At 71.7% G+C, this 17,694-nt stretch carries 14 protein-coding genes; 7 read left to right on the top strand and 7 right to left on the bottom strand.

The window, feature by feature from the left end:
* Positions 1–166 precede the first annotated feature (166 nt).
* On the top strand, positions 167–2,254 hold the full coding sequence (locus tag ACGFMM_RS03875) for a SpoIIE family protein phosphatase (RefSeq protein WP_393642843.1): 2,088 nt from the start codon (positions 167–169) through the stop codon (positions 2,252–2,254).
* Positions 2,255–2,332: 78 nt separating this feature from the next.
* Here the strand turns inward: ACGFMM_RS03875 and ACGFMM_RS03870 are convergent, their stop codons facing one another.
* Positions 2,333–4,525, bottom strand: coding sequence for a transglycosylase domain-containing protein (locus ACGFMM_RS03870; RefSeq protein WP_393642841.1), 2,193 nt, complete (start codon positions 4,523–4,525; stop codon positions 2,333–2,335).
* A gap of 281 nt (positions 4,526–4,806) precedes the next feature.
* Here ACGFMM_RS03870 and ACGFMM_RS03865 point away from each other — a divergent pair, with 281 nt between their 5' ends.
* Genes ACGFMM_RS03865 through ACGFMM_RS03855 form a run of 3 tightly spaced genes read left to right on the top strand, consistent with a single transcriptional unit; the run spans position 4,807 to position 8,359 of the window.
* A complete protein-coding gene (locus ACGFMM_RS03865; protein WP_393642839.1) occupies positions 4,807–5,331 on the top strand; it encodes a PadR family transcriptional regulator in 525 nt (174 codons plus the stop codon).
* Positions 5,328–6,008, top strand: coding sequence for an ABC transporter ATP-binding protein (locus tag ACGFMM_RS03860; protein WP_393642838.1), 681 nt, complete (start codon positions 5,328–5,330; stop codon positions 6,006–6,008). The genes ACGFMM_RS03865 and ACGFMM_RS03860 overlap by 4 nt, the downstream gene beginning before the upstream one ends.
* Positions 6,005–8,359 carry an ABC transporter permease gene (locus tag ACGFMM_RS03855; protein WP_393642836.1) on the top strand — a complete coding sequence of 785 codons (2,355 nt, stop codon included), beginning with the start codon at positions 6,005–6,007 and terminating at the stop codon, positions 8,357–8,359. Before ACGFMM_RS03860 ends, ACGFMM_RS03855 begins: the two co-directional genes overlap by 4 nt.
* Before the next feature lie 65 nt (positions 8,360–8,424).
* Here the strand turns inward: ACGFMM_RS03855 and ACGFMM_RS03850 are convergent, their stop codons facing one another.
* Positions 8,425–9,369 carry a LysR substrate-binding domain-containing protein gene (locus ACGFMM_RS03850; protein ID WP_393642834.1) on the bottom strand — a complete coding sequence of 315 codons (945 nt, stop codon included), beginning with the start codon at positions 9,367–9,369 and terminating at the stop codon, positions 8,425–8,427.
* 152 nt (positions 9,370–9,521) lie between these two features.
* Between ACGFMM_RS03850 and ACGFMM_RS03845 the strand changes: the two genes are divergently transcribed.
* Together ACGFMM_RS03845 and ACGFMM_RS03840 are read left to right on the top strand one after the other, a co-directional pair.
* The gene (locus tag ACGFMM_RS03845; protein WP_393642833.1) at positions 9,522–10,076 is read left to right on the top strand and encodes a peroxiredoxin; all 555 of its coding nucleotides are present in this window, start codon (positions 9,522–9,524) and stop codon (positions 10,074–10,076) included.
* Between the two features lie 2 nt (positions 10,077–10,078).
* Positions 10,079–10,615: an alkyl hydroperoxide reductase gene (locus tag ACGFMM_RS03840; protein WP_393642831.1), complete on the top strand. Its 537-nt coding sequence runs from the start codon at positions 10,079–10,081 to the stop codon at positions 10,613–10,615.
* 63 nt (positions 10,616–10,678) lie between these two features.
* On the opposite strand, the gene ACGFMM_RS03835 is transcribed toward ACGFMM_RS03840, so the two are convergent.
* From ACGFMM_RS03835 to ACGFMM_RS03815, 5 genes are all read right to left on the bottom strand, one after another.
* Positions 10,679–11,353, bottom strand: a complete 675-nt coding sequence (locus ACGFMM_RS03835) for a hypothetical protein (protein WP_393642829.1) — start codon at positions 11,351–11,353, stop codon at positions 10,679–10,681.
* On the bottom strand, positions 11,350–12,831 hold the full coding sequence (locus ACGFMM_RS03830; RefSeq protein WP_393642827.1) for an AI-2E family transporter: 1,482 nt from the start codon (positions 12,829–12,831) through the stop codon (positions 11,350–11,352). Before ACGFMM_RS03830 ends, ACGFMM_RS03835 begins: the two co-directional genes overlap by 4 nt.
* 124 nt (positions 12,832–12,955) lie before the next feature.
* Complete coding sequence (locus tag ACGFMM_RS03825) at positions 12,956–13,663, bottom strand: transglycosylase SLT domain-containing protein (RefSeq protein ID WP_393642825.1); 708 nt, start codon at positions 13,661–13,663, stop codon at positions 12,956–12,958.
* 389 nt (positions 13,664–14,052) lie between these two features.
* Positions 14,053–15,375, bottom strand: a complete 1,323-nt coding sequence (locus tag ACGFMM_RS03820) for a PhoH family protein (RefSeq protein ID WP_393642824.1) — start codon at positions 15,373–15,375, stop codon at positions 14,053–14,055.
* Between the two features lie 284 nt (positions 15,376–15,659).
* The gene (locus ACGFMM_RS03815; protein ID WP_393642822.1) at positions 15,660–16,421 is read right to left on the bottom strand and encodes an isoprenyl transferase; all 762 of its coding nucleotides are present in this window, start codon (positions 16,419–16,421) and stop codon (positions 15,660–15,662) included.
* Positions 16,422–16,531: 110 nt separating this feature from the next.
* On the opposite strand from ACGFMM_RS03815, the gene mgrA reads away from it, so the two are divergent.
* A complete protein-coding gene (mgrA, locus tag ACGFMM_RS03810) occupies positions 16,532–17,569 on the top strand; it encodes an L-glyceraldehyde 3-phosphate reductase (RefSeq protein ID WP_393642820.1) in 1,038 nt (345 codons plus the stop codon).
* The last annotated feature ends 125 nt before the right edge of the window (positions 17,570–17,694 follow it).

Below are 17,694 nucleotides of genomic sequence, written 5' to 3'. Positions count from 1 at the left end.
TGATGAGGGGGAGAGCCGTGCCGGACGTGTGCCCGGGTGGGCGTGCCCCCGCCGATGCCGTGGACGCATCGAGCTCCCGTCAGGGGTTTAGCCCCGGTGACGGCGCGGCATCGGCTGACAGAGCGATGGCATCGCACCACCGGCCCGGACGGACGGAACCCCACGCGTGACGGAGCATCCCACCTCCCACGAAGGCCGCCAGCCCCTGGCTGCAGGCCCCCAGGAGCCCACCCGGCCGCGCCCCGACGGCGCGGCGGGCGGACACGGCGCGGCGCCCGACGCCGCGCCGACGCCGCGCGCCTCCGATCCGGCCCGCCCCGCCGACGCGGCCCGCGCCGCCAAGCCGTCCCGCCGCCGCAAGCCCGCCCGCAAGCCCGGCTCCGCCGCGTCCCTGCCGGCGCAGGCCGCCGCGCAGGACCGCAAGGACGCCACGCGCCGCCGCGGCCCGGAGCGCACCGGCACCGTGCCCGCGCAGTCCGCCGACGCCCACTCCCGCACGGACGCGGGCGGCGCCGGCGGCGACGGGCCCGCCCGGCCGGGCGGCGGCGGTCCCGCCGGGGAGCCCGGACGGCGCGAGGGGGACCGGCTGCGGTTCGTGGGGGCCGCCACGCGCCGGGTCGCCCGCGGTCTGGACCTCGACGAGATCGTGCTCGGCCTGTGCCGGGCCACCGTGCCCACGTTCTCCGACGCGATCCTGGTCTATCTGCGCGACCCGCTGCCGGTCGGCGACGAGCGGCCGGTCGCGCCGTTCGTGCTGCGGCTGCGCCGTACCGACCGGCTCCGTTTAACCGATGTCGACGGCGAGGACCCGGTCCTGGTCCCCGACCCCGATCCCACCCCGGCCGCCGAACTGTGCGAGGTCCGCGCCGGCGGCGCGCTCGCGGAGGTGCTGCGGGGCGTGCGGCCGGTGTTCGGCGACTCCGCGGCCGCCCAGGCCGCGCTGCCCGAACTGCTCGGCCCCGACCACCCCGTGCCGCCCGGCCATCGCGCGGTCCTCGCGCCGCTGCGCGGCCGCCGCCGGGTCATCGGCGCGGCGGTGTTCCTGCGCCGCACGGAACGGCCCGCGTTCGAGCCGAACGACCTGCTGGTCGCCGCCCAGTTGGCGACGCACACCGCGCTCGGCATCGACAAGGCCGTGCTGTACGGCCGCGAGGCGTACATCGCGGACGAGCTGCAGCGCACCATGCTGCCGGACTCGCTGCCCCAGCCGACCGGCGTCCGGCTGGCGTCCCGCTATCTGCCGGCCGCCGAGACCGCGCGGGTCGGCGGCGACTGGTACGACGCGATCCCGCTGCCCGGCAGCCGGGTCGCGCTGGTCGTCGGCGACGTCATGGGCCACTCCATGACCTCGGCCGCGATCATGGGCCAGCTGCGCACCACCGCGCAGACCCTCGCCGGGCTCGACCTGCCGCCGCAGGAGGTGCTGCACCACCTCGACGAGCAGGCCCAGCGGCTCGGCCAGGACCGCATGGCGACCTGCATGTACGCGGTGTACGACCCGGTCTCGCACCGCATCACCATCGCCAACGCCGGCCATCCGCCGCCGATACTGCTCCACCTCGGCGGCCGCGCCGAGGTGCTCCGCGTCCCGCCGGGCGCGCCGATCGGCGTGGGCGGCGTGGACTTCGAGGCGGTCGAGCTGGACGCCCCCGCCGGGGCGACCCTGCTGCTGTACACCGACGGCCTCGTGGAGTCCCGGCTGCGCGACGTGTGGACCGGCATCGAGCAGCTGCGCGAACGGCTCGCCGCGACCGCGCAGTTGACCGGCCCGGATCACTCGCCGCCGCTGGAGGCGCTCTGCGACGACGTGCTCGACATGCTCGGTCCGGGCGACCGGGACGACGACATCGCGCTGCTGGCCGCCCGGTTCGACGGGATCGCGCCGAGCGACGTGGCGTACTGGTTCCTGGAACCGGAGGACGCGGCCCCGGGCCGGGCCCGCCGGCTGGCCCGACGGGCGCTGGCCCGCTGGGACCTGGAGGAACTGACGGACTCGGTGGAGCTGTTGGTGAGCGAGGTCGTCACCAACGCGGTGCGGTACGCGGAGCGGCCGGTGACGCTGCGGCTGCTCCGTACGGACGTGCTGCGCTGCGAGGTCGGCGACGACTCGCCGCAGCTGCCGCGGCAGCGCCGGGCGCGGGACACCGACGAGGGCGGCCGCGGGCTGTTCCTGGTGAACCGGCTGGCCCGGCGCTGGGGCGCGACGCGGCTGTCGGGCGGCAAGGTGGTCTGGTTCGAGCTGTCGACGCGGTAGTGACGGTGAAAGGCCGCGGCCCGGACCCTGCGAGGGGTCCGGGCCGCGGCCTTTTTCCGTACGTCCGTCCGTCCCGCTTTACGGGAAGGAGTCGGAGACCACGCCGCTGCCCGGGTCCGGCGGGGTCGTCGGCTCGGTCGGCCTGGTGGGCCGGGTGCGGGTCGGCAGCGGGTCCGGGTCCTGCGTCTCGGTCTGGGTCGGCGTCGGGTCCGGGTCCTGCGTCGGCGTCCAGGTCGGCGTCGGCTCCTGGGTCTGCGTCGGGGTCGGCGTCGGGTCCGGGCTCTCGGAGGTCTCGGTCCGGCTCGGGACGGGCTCGACGACGTCGGTCTCGTCGATCTCCAGGTCGAACCGCTCGTCGGAGCCGCCGCCCAGCGCCTTGGTGGTGTACGCGCCCCAGATCAGCGCCGGGGTGCGGCCGCCGTTGGCGCGGCCCGCGTTGATGGTGTCGGTGAGCGTGACCTGCCCGGTGCCGTCGGCCTTCTCGCCGAACAGGCCGACCGCGGTGACCAGTTCGGGCGTGTAGCCGACGAACCAGGCGGAGCGGTTGTTCTCGGAGGTGCCGGTCTTGCCGGCGGCGTCGTAGTCGCCTGCGGCGCGGAAGCCGGAGCCGGACTGCACCACGCCGGTCATGGCCTTGGTGACGGTGTCGGCGGTCTCGCGGCTGATGACCTGGCTGCCGATGGCGCGCACCGGTTCGGCCGTGCGGTCCTTGTGCGCGGCCGTCTTGACGATGGTCGGGGTGACCTTCTTGCCGTGGTTGTCGAGCGTGGCGTAGACGCCGGCCATGTCCCAGGTGCTGGCGCCCATGGTGCCGAGCGACATCGCCGGGGTCTCGCCGAAGTCCTTGCCGTCCTTCATGCCGAGGTCGAGCGCGGTCTTCTTCACGTTGCCGACGCCGACGTCCACGATCATCTGGGCGTAGACGGAGTTGATGGACTTGTTGGTGGCCGTCTGCACGTTCACCATGCCGTGGCTGCGGTCGTCCTCGTTCTCCGGGGCGAACGGCGCGTCGCTGCCCTCGACCGGGCGCTTGCTGGTGCCGTCGTAGACCGTGCCCAGGCCGATCTTCCGGCCGTCCTGGGTGTCGGAGTCGTTCTCCAGGGCGGAGGCGAGCACCAGCGGCTTGAAGGTCGAGGCGGGCTGGTAGTCGCGGCGGGTGGCGTTGGACATCCAGTGCTCGGTGGCGCCGACGCCGCCGTACAGGGCGACGACCGCGCCGGTCTTCGGGTCGACGGAGGTCGCGCCGGCCTGGACGACCGCCTGGTCCTTGTCGCCCTTGCGGTCGATCTTGTCCTCGAGCTGCTGGTCGACGGCCTTGACCAGCGCCTTCTGCTTCTTCTCGTCGATGTTGAGGGTGATCGTCCAGCCGCCGGCCTTGAGGTCCGTCTCGTTGACGCCCTGGCGGACCAGCTCGGCGTTCGCGGCTTCGACGATGTAGCCGGTCTGGCCCTCCATGCCGGGGGCGGCCTTGGGGGCCTTGGGGACCGGGAACTTCAGGCCGGCGCGCTCCGAGGCGGAGAGCCAGCCCTCCTCGACCATGTTGTTCAGCGTGTAGTTCCAGCGCTCCTGGACCAGGCGGCGGCCGCTGTCGGTGGCGGAGTTCCAGTCGTACTGGCTGGGGGCCTGGAGCACCGAGGCGAGGTACGCGCCCTGGGCGACGGTCAGCTGCGAGGCGTCGACGCGGTAGTACGCCTGGGCGGCGGCCTGGATGCCGTACGCGTTGCGGCCGTAGTAGCTGGTGTTGATGTACCCGGCGAGGATCTCGTTCTTGGTCATGCGCTGGTCGACCTTGAGGGCGATGACCAGTTCCTTGAGCTTGCGGGTCGCGGTCTGGCTCTGGTCCAGGTAGTAGTTCTTGACGTACTGCTGGGTGATCGTCGAACCGCCCTGCTTGCCCTTGCCGGTGAGGGTGTTCCAGGTGGCGCGGGCGGTGCCCTTGATGTCGACGCCGTTGTCCCGGTAGAAGGTCTTGTTCTCCGCGGCGACGAAGGTGTTCTGGACCTTCTCCGGGATCTTGTCGAGACCGATGATCTCGCGGTTCATCTTGCCGGTGCGGGCGAGCACCTTGCCGTTGCTGTACTTGTACACGTTGCTCTGCATCGTCGCCTCGGCGTTGGCGTTCGCCGGGACGGGGACGAGGAGGTACGCCGCGTAGAGGGCGCCCATGCCCAGCAGGCAGCACACGAGGAACGTGCCAAGGAGCTTGCGCCAGGTGAACAGGCGGCGTATGCCGCCGCCCCGTGACGCCCGTCGCGTGTCGGCTCGGGCCATCGCTTCGTCGCTCCGCTCGTCGTCGTGTGTGGGGGTCCGCTCTCGAAGGCTCGATCCGCAGTGCGGCAGCTTCGGGAATCAGCTGATGAAGCTAACACCGCCGCCTATGACAAAGCGCAATCGATCCGGCCTTTTCCGGACGTGAGAATCAGCACCCACCTCTTTGGGAACCGACGCGCGAAACGGGCCGAAGGTTGCGTCACGGGCCCCATTCGTCACTCGTACGGGCCTCTCACCTCGGCTATACATCGTAGGTATACACCCCGTGTAGAGTGAGTCTCATGTCCATCGGTCACACCCTTCTCGGGCTCCTGGAATCCGGCCCCCGGCACGGCTACGACCTCAAGCGTGCCTTCGACGAGAGATTCGGCCACGACCGGCCGCTGCACTACGGGCAGGTCTACTCGACCATGTCCCGGCTCCTGAAGAACGGGCTCGTCGAGGTCGACGCGATCGAGTCCGGCGAGGGCCCGGAGCGCAAGCGGTACGCGATCACCGCGGCCGGGATCACCGATGTGGAGAGCTGGCTCTCCCAGCCGGAGAAGCCCGAGCCGTACCTGCAGTCCGTCCTCTACACCAAGGTCGTACTGGCCCTGCTCACCGGGCGCGGTGCCGCCGAGCTGCTCGACGTGCAGCGCGCCGAGCACCTGCGGCTGATGCGCGAGCTCACCCGCCGAAAGCAGGACGGCGACCTCGCCGACCAGCTGATCTGCGACCACGCCCTGTTCCATCTCGAAGCCGATCTGCGCTGGCTGGAACTCACCGCCGCCCGGCTCGACCGACTCGCCGAGGAGATCCGCGGATGACCGGCGCCCTGCTCACCGCCGAGCACCTCGACAAGGCCTACGGGCCCACCCCGGCCCTGGCCGGCGCGTCCCTGACCATCCGGGCCGGCGAGGTCGTCGCCGTCATGGGCCCCTCCGGCTCCGGCAAGTCCACGCTGCTGCACTGCCTCGCCGGCATCGTCCGACCCGACGCCGGGACCATTCACTACGACGGCCGGGAGCTGACCGCGCTGTCCGACACCGCACGCAGCGCCCTGCGCCGCAGCGACTTCGGCTTCGTGTTCCAGTTCGGGCAGCTGGTGCCCGAGCTGACCTGCGTGGAGAACGTGGCCCTGCCGCTGCGGCTGGCCGGCGAGCGGCGAAGGAAGGCCGAGGCCCGGGCCGCCGAATGGCTGGCCCGGCTCGAGGTCGAGGACGTCGCGGGCAAGCGGCCCGGCGAGATCTCCGGCGGCCAGGGCCAGCGGGTCGCCGTCGCCCGGTCCCTCGTCACCGCCCCGCGCGTGGTGTTCGCCGACGAGCCGACCGGCGCGCTCGACTCGCTCAACGGCGAGCGGGTGATGCGGCTGCTCACCGACGCCGCCCGGGACACCGGCGCCGCCGTCGTCCTGGTCACCCACGAGGCCCGGGTCGCCGCCTACTCCGACCGGGAGATCGTCGTCCGCGACGGGCGCGTACGGGACACGGCGGTCCACGCGTGAACCTCCGCACCTGGACCCGCGACCTGACCCTCGGCGCGCGGTTCGCCGTGACCGGCGGACGCGGCGCCCTGCTCCGCACCGCGCTGACCGCCGTCGGCGTCGGGCTCGGCGTGGCACTGCTGCTGCTCGCGGCCTCGATCCCGCACATGTCGTCCACGCGCGAGCTGCGCGAGGCGCAGCGCTCGCCCGCCTCCGGCGAACTGGACGAGCGCCCAGGCCCGGACACCTTCCTGCACGTCGGCCACAGCACCAGCTTCCGCGACAAGGCGATCACCGGCCTGATCGTGCGGCCCGAGGGACCGGACGCCCCGCTCCCGCCCGGCGCCGCGCGGATACCCGGACCGGGCGAGATGCTGGTCTCCCCCGCGCTCCGCGCACTGCTCGACTCCCCCGAGGGAGCGCTGCTCGCCGACCGCTTCCCGTACAAGGCGGTCGGCGAGATCGGCGAGGCCGGGCTCATCGGCCCCGCCGAGCTGCGCTACGTCGCCGGCAGCGACACCCTCACCACCGAGAACTACGACGGCCGCGGCCGGGCGTACGGCTGGTCGGAGCCCGAGGAGCCGTTCAACGCCTTCCTGCTGCTGCTCGTCCTCATCGCGAGCGTGGTGCTGCTCCTCCCGGTGCTCGTGTTCGTCGCCACCGCGGTCCGCTTCGGCGGCGAGCAGCGCGACCGGCGACTCGCGGCGCTGCGGCTGGTCGGCGCGGACATCCCCACGACCCGCCGGATCGCGGCCGGCGAGGCGCTCGCCGGGGCGCTGCTCGGCCTGGTCGCCGGCGCCGGGATCTTCCTGCTCGGCCGGCGGTTCGTGGGCCTGTTCACCGTCTGGGACCTCAACGCCTTCGCGTCCGACGTGGTCCCGGTGCCGTGGCTGGCCGTGCTGACCCTCCTCGTCGTCCCCGTCGCGGCGGTCGTGGTGGCCCTGTTCGCGCTGCGCGGGGTGGTGATCGAGCCGCTGGGCGTCGTACGGAACTCCGTGCCGCGGCCGCGGCGGGCGTGGTGGCGGCTGCTGCTCGTCGCCGCGGGGCTCGCGGTGCTCGCGCCCGTGGTGTTCGGCGGTATCGCGCTGGAGGACCGGTCGATCGACACCGTCCGGATCGGGGCGGGTGCCACCCTGCTCCTGGTGGGGCTGACCACGCTGCTGCCGTGGCTGGTGGAGGCCGTGGTCAAGCGGATCGGCGGCGGGCCGGTGGCCTGGCAACTGGCCACCCGCAGGCTCCAGATGAGCAGCGGCACGGCCGCCCGCGCGGTCAGCGGGATCGTCGTCGCCGCCACCGGGGCCATCGCGCTGCAGATGCTGTTCGGGGCGATGCAGCACGACTTCATGCAGGTGACGAACATGGACACGGCCCGCGCCCAGATGGAGACGAGGCTGGACGCGAAGAGCAGCGGCGAGGCCCGCGAGATGATCACGAAGTTCTCGCGGACCGAGGGCGTCTCCGGGGTCATCGGCACGATCGAGTCCAGCGCCTGGCGGCCCGGACCGCTGAAGACGGGCGAGGAGTTCGCCCCGGTCACCACGCTCACCGTCGGCGACTGCCGCTCGCTCGCCGAGTACGCGAAGCTCCCGTCCTGCAAGGACGGCGACGTGTTCATCGCCCTGCCCCACGGGCAGCAGGGCGGTCCGGACGACGCGTGGGTGCGCCAGACCGCGAAGCCCGGCGCCCAGGTCGCCCTGCGGGACCCGATGGCCGGGGGCGACGGGCCGGCGCCGCTGTGGCGGATCCCGGCCGGCGCGCGCACGGTCGACTCCCGGCTCGACCCGATGGGCCAGATCGCCTTCGGGATCCTCGTGACCCCGGCCGCCCTCGACGCGACCCGCCTGGACACCCCCGAGGCGCACGCGATGCTGCAGGTCGACCCCGCGGAGCCGGACGCCGCCGAGCACGTACGGAACACGGCCGCCTCGATCGACCCGCTCGCCCGGGTCACGACCCTGCAGAACGTCGAGCGCGACGCCCAGTTCAGCTCCGTCCGCACCGGCATCCTCGCCGGGGCGACCGCGACGATGCTGCTGGTCGCGGCCTCGCTGCTGGTCACGACCCTGGAGCAGCTGCGCGACCGCAAGCGGCTGCTGTCCGCGCTCGTCGCCTTCGGCACCCGGCGGACCACCCTGAGCTGGTCGGTGCTCTGGCAGACGGCGGTGCCGATCCTGCTCGGCCTGGCGCTCGCGGTGGTCGGCGGACTCGGCCTGGGCTCGGTGCTGCTGGCCACGATCGGCAAGACGATCGAGGACTGGTGGGTCTTCCTGCCGGTCACCGGCGTCGGCCTGGCCCTCATTGCCGGCATCACCCTCCTGAGCATGCCGCTGCTGTGGCGCCTGATGCGCGCGGACGGGCTGAGGACGGAGTAGGCGAGGGGCGAGGCGGGCCCGCCGTGCCCGTCCCGCCGTGCCCGTCACGCCGTCCCCGGGCCCGCTCAGCCGGGCCCGTGCTCCCCGTCCGCCACCCGGACGGGGAGCCGGCCCATCGCACCGCGGAGCGCGTCCGCCAGTTGCTCGAACTCGGACTGGCGGGCCGCTCCCGTCCGCATCGCCAGGGCGATCCGGCGGGACGGGGCCGGGGCCGCGAAGTCACCGGTGAGCAGCACCGAGTTGCGGGCCGTCTCCACCTTCACCGCGGTGCGCGGCAGCAGCGTCACGCCGAGCCCGCCGGCGACCAGCTGGACCAGGGTCGACAGGCCCGCCGCGGTCGTGGTGACCGCCGCCCCCTCCGTACGCCCCGCCTCGCGGCAGATGTCCAGGGCCTGGTCGCGCAGGCAGTGCCCCTCGTCCAGCAGCAGCAGGTCCAGCTCCCTCAGGACGTCGCGCGGCAGGTCCGCGCGCCCGACCAGCGGATGCTCCCGGGGGGCGACGAGCACGAAGTCCTCGTCGAACAGCGGCAGTTCGGTGACCCCGGGCACCCCGAGCGGCACCGCGAGCAGCAGCAGGTCGAGCCGCCCCGCGGCCAGGCCCTCCAGGAGCGAGGAGGTCTGCTCCTCGTGGACCTGGAGGTCCAGCTCCGGGTAGCGGGTGCGGACCAGCCGCAGCACGGTCGGCAGCAGGTACGGGGCGACCGTCGGGATCACCCCGAGCCGCAGCACCCCGGTGAACGGCGCCTGCGCCGCCTCCGCCTCGTCCATCAGCTCGCCCACCGCGTCGAGCACCGCCCCGGCCCGCGCCGCGAGCCGCTCCCCCGCGGGCGAGAGCAGGACCTTGCGCGTCGTACGCTCGAGGAGCTGGACACCGAGTGCCTCTTCGAGAGCCGAAACCGCGCCCGAGAGCGCCGGCTGGCTCATCCCCAGGGCCGCCGCCGCGTCCCGGAAGTGCAGGTGCTCCGCGACCGCCGCGAAGGCCCTGAGCTGGGAGAGACTGGGCTGCTTCACGCGCCGTGCCGAAACCACTGATAACCACCTTCGATCAACGCGACGCAGTCTAGCTATTTCACTGATCAATGCACCCCGTGCCAGGATGTGAGACGTCCAACCCCTCACGGAAGCCCCCAAAAGGGATCCTTCCGACCTTGCAAGGAGAGCGCGTGCTCACTGTCGGTGACAAGTTCCCCACGTACGACCTGACCGCCTGCGTGTCGCTGGAGAGCGGCAAGGAGTTCGCGCAGATCGACCACAAGACCTACGAGGGCAAGTGGCGCGTGGTGTTCTTCTGGCCGAAGGACTTCACCTTCGTCTGCCCGACCGAGATCGCCGCCTTCGGCAAGCTGAACGACGAGTTCGCGGACCGCGACGCCCAGATCCTCGGCGTCTCCGGCGACTCCGAGTTCGTCCACCACGCCTGGCGCAAGGACCACGCCGACCTGCGTGACCTGCCCTTCCCGATGCTCGCCGACTCCAAGCACGAGCTGATGCGCGACTGCGGCGTCCAGGGCGAGGACGGCTTCGCGCAGCGCGCCGTGTTCGTCGTGGACCCGAACAACGAGATCCAGTTCACCATGGTGACCGCCGGCTCCGTCGGCCGTAACCCCAAGGAGGTCCTGCGGGTCCTGGACGCCCTGCAGACCGACGAGCTGTGCCCCTGCAACTGGAACAAGGGCGAGGACACCCTCGACGCCGGCAAGCTCCTGGCCGGTGAGTGAGCATGGCTCTCGATGAGCTGAAGTCCGCTCTCCCGGACTACGCCAAGGACCTGAAGCTGAACCTCGGTTCGGTCATCGGCAACAACGACGCGCTCACGCAGCAGCAGCTGTGGGGCACCGTCCTGTCCTGCGCGATCGCCTCGCGCTCGCCGAAGGTCCTCGCGGAGCTGGAGCCGGAGGCCAAGGCCAACCTCAAGCCCGAGGCGTACCAGGCCGCCAAGTCGGCCGCCGCGATCATGGCGATGAACAACGTCTTCTACCGGACCCGGCACCTGCTGTCGGACCCGGAGTACGGGACGCTGCGCGCCGGTCTGCGGATGAACGTCATCGGCAACCCGGGCGTCGAGAAGGTCGACTTCGAGCTCTGGTCGCTGGCCGTCTCCGCGATCAACGGCTGCGGCCAGTGCCTGGACTCGCACGAGCAGGTGCTCCGCAAGGCCGGCGTGGACCGCGAGACGATCCAGGAGGCCTTCAAGATCGCCTCGGTGATCCAGGCGGTCGGCACGGTGCTTGACGCGGAAGCGGTCATCGCCGAGTAACGGTCGCTGTACGCGAAGGGCCCCGGGACACGACGTCCCGGGGCCCTTCGTCGTCTCAGCGCGTCACTTCTTCAGCGCAGCCATCAGCGCGGCCATGTCCTGGGCCATCACCTGGTCGATGCCGGAGAGGTCGATCTTCTTCGTCTTCTGGGCGGGCTGCTCCCGGTCCTCGTTCCAGCTCTCCTGCGCGTTGAAGGAGATCTCGAGCTCCACCTGACCGTCGAGGACGCGCAGCCGGGCGCTCTCGTTGCCCTCCACCACCACGTACGCCCTCTCCCCCAACCCCTCGAGCCGCTCCATCTCGTACGGCTTCGCCCGTGCGTCGAACTCCGGGCCCGGGTCCGTGACCAGATGGCGCGTGTACTCGATCAGACCGCTGTAGCCGGTCTCCGGCGGGCCGAACGTCACCGGGCACATCGCGTACTCCAGCGCCGGATCCTGCTCGACGCCCACGGTCGCGTCCCAGGACGCCTCCCCCAGCACGCCGGAGAGCGCCTCCAACTTCATCTTCCCGCACGTTCCGGCCACGCTCTTGTAGCCCCGCATGTCCGGACCCGGGTCCGGACGGGACTCGTACGCGTACAGTCCGCCCGCCCACAGCGCCGAGGCGACCAGCGCACCGCCGAGCGCCCAGGGCCAAGGGCGCCGAGGGAGGCCCGGCGCGGCCGGCTCCTGCGCACGCAACGGCTCCCCCACGGGGTGATCCACCCCGCCCACCAGTTCCGGCTCGGATATCACGCGCCGTTCCCTCCCCTGTTCGGTGCCGCGGCGCCCGGAGCGGGCGTGGGAGCGATCTCGTAGGCCGTCGCGCCGTGGGGTTCCGGGGAGGCGCGCAGGGCCTGTTCGTGGCTGTACGCGCGGAGGTAGCCGACCACCGTGTTGGTGACCGCGACCAGCGGGACGGCCACCACCGCGCCGCCGATGCCGGCGATCAGGCCGCCGGCCGCGACCGCGAGGACGACCGCCAGCGGGTGCACCCGGACCGCGCGGCCGAGGATGAACGGCTGCAGCACATGGCCCTCGATCTGCTGCACCGCCAGCACCACCACAAGCACCATCAGCGCCGTGAACACCCCGTTGGTGACCAGCGCGACGACCACCGCCAGCGCGCCCGAGACCACCGCGCCCACGAGCGGGATGAACGCGAAGAGGAAGATGAACACGGCGAGCGGCACCGCCAGCGGCACGCCCAGGAAGTAGATCCCGACGCCGATGAACACCGCGTCGATGAGCGCGACCAGGACCGTGCCGCGCACATACGCGGTGAGGGTCCGCCAGGCCCGGGGACCGGCGCCCGCGACGCCGGGCCGCGCCTGGGCGGGCACCAGCTTCAGCGTCCACTGCCAGACCTTCCTGCCGTCGTACAGCAGGAAGAGCGTGCAGAACATCGCGAGCAGCAGCCCGGTCAGCGTCTCGACGACGACCGTGACGCCCTGGAGTCCGGCGGAGGTGATCTGCTCGGCGTTGGCGCCGATGGTGTCGCTGAGGTTCTTGGCGATCTCGTTGATCGTCTGCTCGGTCACGTGGAAGGGGCTGTCGAGCAGCCAGCGTTTGAGCTCCTCGATGCCGTCCCGGACCCGGTCGGACACGTTGTCGATGTTGTCCATGACCTGCCAGACCACGAACCAGCCGACCAGGCCCATGACGACGAACCCGGCCACGGCCGTGACGGCGGTGGCCACTCCGTGCGGCAGGCCCATGCGGCCCAGCCGGGTCACCGTGGGCTGGAGCAGCGCGGTGACGAGCAGCGCCGCGACGAACGCGAGCACCACCAGCTCGATCGCGCCGATCACCCGCATCAGCACCCACAACGTGCCCGCGAGGACGAGGAGTCGCCAGCCGGCCTCGGCGGCGACCCGCATCCCCCACGGGATCGCGGCGGCCGGGTCGGGCCGCGCGGCGACGGCGGGCGCGTACGAGGGCGGCGGCGGGATCGCGCCGGCGGCGGCCCGGGCGGCGGCCGCGCCAGCCGCACCGGCGGTCGAGGCGGCCGTGGCATCCGCTCCGGTCGAGGCGGGCTCGGTGGCGGCCGGCTTCGAGGCCACGCCCTCACCGCCGTCGCCGTCGGCGTCACCCTCGGCGTCGGGACCCCCCGACGGGTACGGCGACGCAAGCGGATCGTCGCGTTCCGCCGCCGCTCTGCGGGCGTCCAGGCGCTCGCCCAGGCGTTGCAGCGCGTCGCCCAGTCCGTTGAGCCAGCCCGGCAGTCTCGACATCCTCTTCCCTCTTCCCCCGTCACTCCCTTCGGGAGCCCGCACGTCACCGGACCCCGAACCTACACGCAGCGAGCCCCCCACCGAAGGACGGTGAGGGGCCGCTTGAAGTCGAGCTGGGCGGAGCCTAGTACCAGTGGTTGGCCTGCCAGAAGGACCACGCGCCACACGGGCTGTCGTAGCGGCTCTCCATGTAGTTGAGGCCCCACTTGATCTGGGTGGCGGGGTTGGTGCGCCAGTCCGCGCCGGCCGAGACCATCTTCGAACCCGGCAGCGCCTGCATGAGGCCGTACGCGCCAGAGGACGGGTTGGTGGCCTTGTAGTTCCAGCCGGACTCGTGGTCCACGATGTTGCTGAAGCACTGGAACTGGTCCGCCGGGATCATCTGGCGGGCCATCGCCTTGACCTCGGAGATGGAGTACGAGCTCTGCGAGGCGAAGTCCGACGCGTCGCGCACCGAAGCACGGTTGGCGCGCAGCTCGGCGTCCTTGCGGTCCTGCTCCGCCTTGTCGGCCGCCTTCTTCTTGGACTCGGCGTCCTTGGCAGCCTGGATGCGGGCGGACTCCTCCGCGGCCTTGCGCGCGGTCGAGTCGGCCGCGGCGGCCTGGGCGTCGGCCTGCTGCGCGAGCGACGACACCTGAACCTGGGCCTGCTCGCCGACGGGAATGTCGGCAAGCAGCGTGGTGTCGGCCGCGGTGGCCTCGAAGTTGTCGTCAACACCCTGCGTATTGCCCGAGGCAACGCCGACGACGGCGCCGACAGTGGTGACCGCAGTGGCCGAAGCCACCGCGAATCCCCGGACCGAGATCCGGCTCACACGGTTTCCTTCCAGCATCGCCCGCAATGGTGACCACACGGGCGAAATCGTGCCCCTGGCGCTGGTCTTCGAACTACGTGGTCACAAAAGACACGGGCCCGTGGTGCTGTGGGCGGCATACGGCGGACAAGTCTGGAGTTGTGTGGTGCGATGCGTCCCTGAGGATGCACGTGTGCCGTATGCGGGGCCTGACGGAAGCAAGACTCTGCCGGACGCCGATGCCGCAAGGCAATTCCCGGTTACGTGTTTAAGCTCACACCTCGGCAGCCACAGGAGTTTTGACGAAACAGCCGCAATACGCGACGCCGCCCGGCTAAGCTCCTTCGCTTCGCCGGGCGGCGCCCACTCCCCTTAACTCCCTTTCGGGACAGGCCCAATCCTTTTCAGGACATTCGGGACAGCCCTTCTCAGATGTGTCCGTCCTCCAGCATCTCGGTCACCAGCGCGGCGATCCGCGAACGCTCCGACCGCGTGAGCGTGACGTGCGCGAAGAGCGGATGCCCCTTCAGCTTCTCGACCACGGCGACGACTCCGTCGTACCGGCCGACCCGCAGGTTGTCCCGCTGGGCCACGTCGTGCGTCAGGACGACCCGGGAATTCGACCCGATACGGGACAACACGGTCAGCAGGACGTTCCGTTCGAGCGACTGGGCCTCGTCGACGATCACGAACGCGTCGTGCAGCGAGCGGCCGCGGATATGGGTGAGCGGCAGGACCTCCAGCATCCCGCGGCCCAGGATCTCCTCGATCACCTCACGGCTGGTCACCGCCGACAGCGTGTCGAACACCGCCTGCGCCCAGGGGCTCATCTTCTCGGCCTCGGAGCCCGGGAGATAGCCGAGCTCCTGCCCGCCCACCGCGAACAGCGGCCGGAAGACCATCACCTTCTGGTGCTGGCGCCGCTCGAGCACCGCCTCCAGACCGGCGCAGAGCGCCAGCGCCGACTTGCCGGTGCCGGCCCGGCCGCCCATCGACACGATGCCGACGTCCGGATCGAGCAGCAGGTCGAGGGCGATGCGCTGCTCCGCGCTGCGGCCCCGGATGCCGAACACCTCCCGGTCCCCGCGCACCAGCCGGACGTTGCCCTCGGCCGTGACGCGGCCGAGCGCCTTGCCCCGCTCCGACTGGAGCACCAGTCCGGTGTGGACGGGCAGCTCGGCGGCCTCGGGGACGTACAGCGACTCCTGGTCGTAGAGCAGGTCCACCTGGTCGGCGGAGAGCCCCAACTCGGACATTCCGGTCCAGCCGGAGTCCGTGATGGCGAGCTCGGCGCGGTACTCCTCGGCGAGCAGCCCCACCGACGAGGCCTTGATGCGCAGCGGCAGGTCCTTGGAGACGACCGTGACGTCGTACCCCTCGGCCTGGAGGTTGCGCGCGACCGCCAGGATCCGCGAGTCGTTGTCCCCCAACCGGTAGCCGGCCGGGAGCACGCCGGGATCGGAATGGTTCAGCTCGACCCGCAGCGTCCCGCCGAGGTCCCCGATGGGCAGCGGAGCGTCGAGGCGTCCGTACCGGACCCGGAAGTCGTCCAGCAGGCGCAGGGCCTGCCGGGCGAAGTAGCCGAGTTCGGGGTGATGCCGCTTGGCCTCCAGTTCGGTGACCACGACGATCGGGAGCACGACCTCGTGCTCGTCGAACCGGGCCAACGCCTTGGGGTCGGCCAGCAGGACGCTGGTGTCGAGAACATAGGTGCGCCGGTCGGGCATGCGGCGCTTTGTGCTGGTCACCACGGAAGGACAGACCCCCCTTTATCGGGACGCATGATCGCGGGTGGTTGGGGCCGGGCTCTGGCCACGATGCGCGGGCCGAGCTCCGGCCCTCCGCGTCGTCCGTACACGTCCTGCACGGTCGTCGTCCTGGTGCAAAGGGCCTCCCGGGCGAGCGGGCTCCTTGCCGCTCACTCTGGAAGTGGTATTCCCTCGAACAACCTCAGCCATGCCATGGCATATGACGGCGCGTCCGTGAACATGGGGTGACCTGTGGTGATCCTGGGTCCGGAGGTCCGGACGGTGCTTCAGGTGCCGTAACGGCGGTGGCGGGCCGCGTAGTCGCGCAGCGCCCGCAGGAAGTCGACCTTGCGGAAGGCCGGCCAGTGGACCTCGCAGAAGTAGTACTCGGAATGGGCGCTCTGCCACAGCATGAAGCCGGACAGCCGCTGCTCGCCGCTGGTACGGATCACCAGGTCCGGATCGGGCTGGCCGCGGGTGTAGAGGTGCTCCGCGATGTGGTCGATGTCGAGGACCTCGGCCAGCTCCTCGAAGCTGGTGCCCCGGTCCGCGTGCTCCAGGAGCAGCGAGCGGACCGCGTCCGCGATCTCCTGGCGGCCGCCGTAGCCCACCGCGACGTTCACGAGTATCCCCGTGTTGTCGAGGGTGCCCTGCTCGGCCTCCTTCAGCACCGCCTGCGTGCGGGCCGGCAGCAGGTCCCGGGTGCCCACGTGGTTCACCCGCCAGCGGCCGTCCGCGGCGAGGGCGCGCACCGCGTTCTCGATGATCCCGAGCAGCGGGACGAGCTGTTCCTCGGGACGGTTCAGGTTGTCGGTGGAGAGCATCCAGAGCGTGACGACCTCGACGTCCGTCTCGGCGCACCAGCCGAGCAGCTCCTGGATCTTGTCCGCGCCGGCCTTGTGGCCCTGCTCGGGGGTCCCGCCGGAGGCCTTGGCCCAGCGCCGGTTGCCGTCGAGGATGACACCGATGTGCTTCGGCACCTGGGCGTGATCGAGGCGGCCCTCCACCCGGCGCGCATAGAGCCTGTACACCAGGTCGCGCAGGTTCACTTTCCTTACCCCTCCATGGCTGCGGCGGCCCCCGAAGCCGCCACATTACTGCGGACGGGTAAACGGCTCCCAGTCCGGTGCTGTCACAAGTCCGTGATAAGGAGGGATACGTGACTGATTCCCCCCGCTACCACGCCGCCGCAGACCGTTACGACCGCATGGAATACCGCCGCAGCGGGCGCAGCGGCCTCAAGCTGCCCGCCGTCTCGCTGGGCCTGTGGCACAACTTCGGCGACGACCGCACGCTCGACTCGCAGCGGGCGATCCTGCGCCGCGCCTTCGATCTCGGCGTCACGCACTTCGACCTGGCGAACAACTACGGGCCGCCGCCCGGCTCGGCCGAGCTGAACTTCGGCAAGCTCTTCGCCCAGGACTTCGCGCCGTACCGGGACGAGCTGATCGTCTCGACCAAGGCCGGTTACCTGATGCACCCGGGGCCCTACGGCGAGTGGGGCTCCCGCAAGTACCTGATGTCCTCGCTCGACGCCTCGCTCTCCCGCATGGGCCTCGACCACGTCGACATCTTCTACTCGCACCGCTTCGACCCTCACACCCCGCTGGAGGAGACGATGGGGGCGCTCGCCTCCGCGGTCCAGCAGGGCAAGGCGCTGTACGTCGGCGTCTCCTCGTACAACAGCGAGCAGACGGCCGAGGCGGCGCGGATCCTCACCGAGATGGGCGTCCGCCCGCTGATCCACCAGCCCTCGTACTCCATGATCAACCGCTGGACGGAGGAGGACGGTCTGCTCGAAACGCTGGAGGCGGCGGGCATGGGCTGCATCTCCTTCGTGCCGCTGGCGCAGGGCCTGCTCACCAACAAGTACCTGAAGGGCATCCCGGAGGGCTCGCGGGCCACCCAGGGCAAGTCCCTGGACCCGGACCTGCTCTCCGACGAGGTGCTGCGCCGGCTGCGCGGCCTCGCGGACATCGCCGAGCGGCGCGGCCAGTCGCTGGCGCAGCTGGCGCTGTCGTGGGTGCTGCGGGACGAGCGGATGACCTCGGCGCTGATCGGCGCGTCGAGCGTGGCGCAGCTGGAGGAGAACGTGGCGGCGCTGGCGGCGGAGCCGCTGACGGCGGAGGAGCTGAAGGAGATCGACTCCTTCGCGGTCGACACCGCGGGCACGAACATCTGGGCGGGCCGGGGCTAGAGCCCGGCCGGGGCCGGGCCCCCGGCCGGCGCGGCGGAGGGGGGGGGGGGGAGCCGCCCGTCGCGGGCGCCCCCCAGGGCTGCGGCGGGGGGGTGCGCGGGGGGGGTGCTCACGTGGGGCGGCGG

Source organism: Streptomyces sp. NPDC048604, assembly GCF_043199435.1.
Taxonomy (GTDB): domain Bacteria; phylum Actinomycetota; class Actinomycetes; order Streptomycetales; family Streptomycetaceae; genus Streptomyces.
The sequence above is the reverse complement of the archived record's forward strand: the minus strand, read 5'-3'. Positions and strand labels throughout refer to the sequence as shown.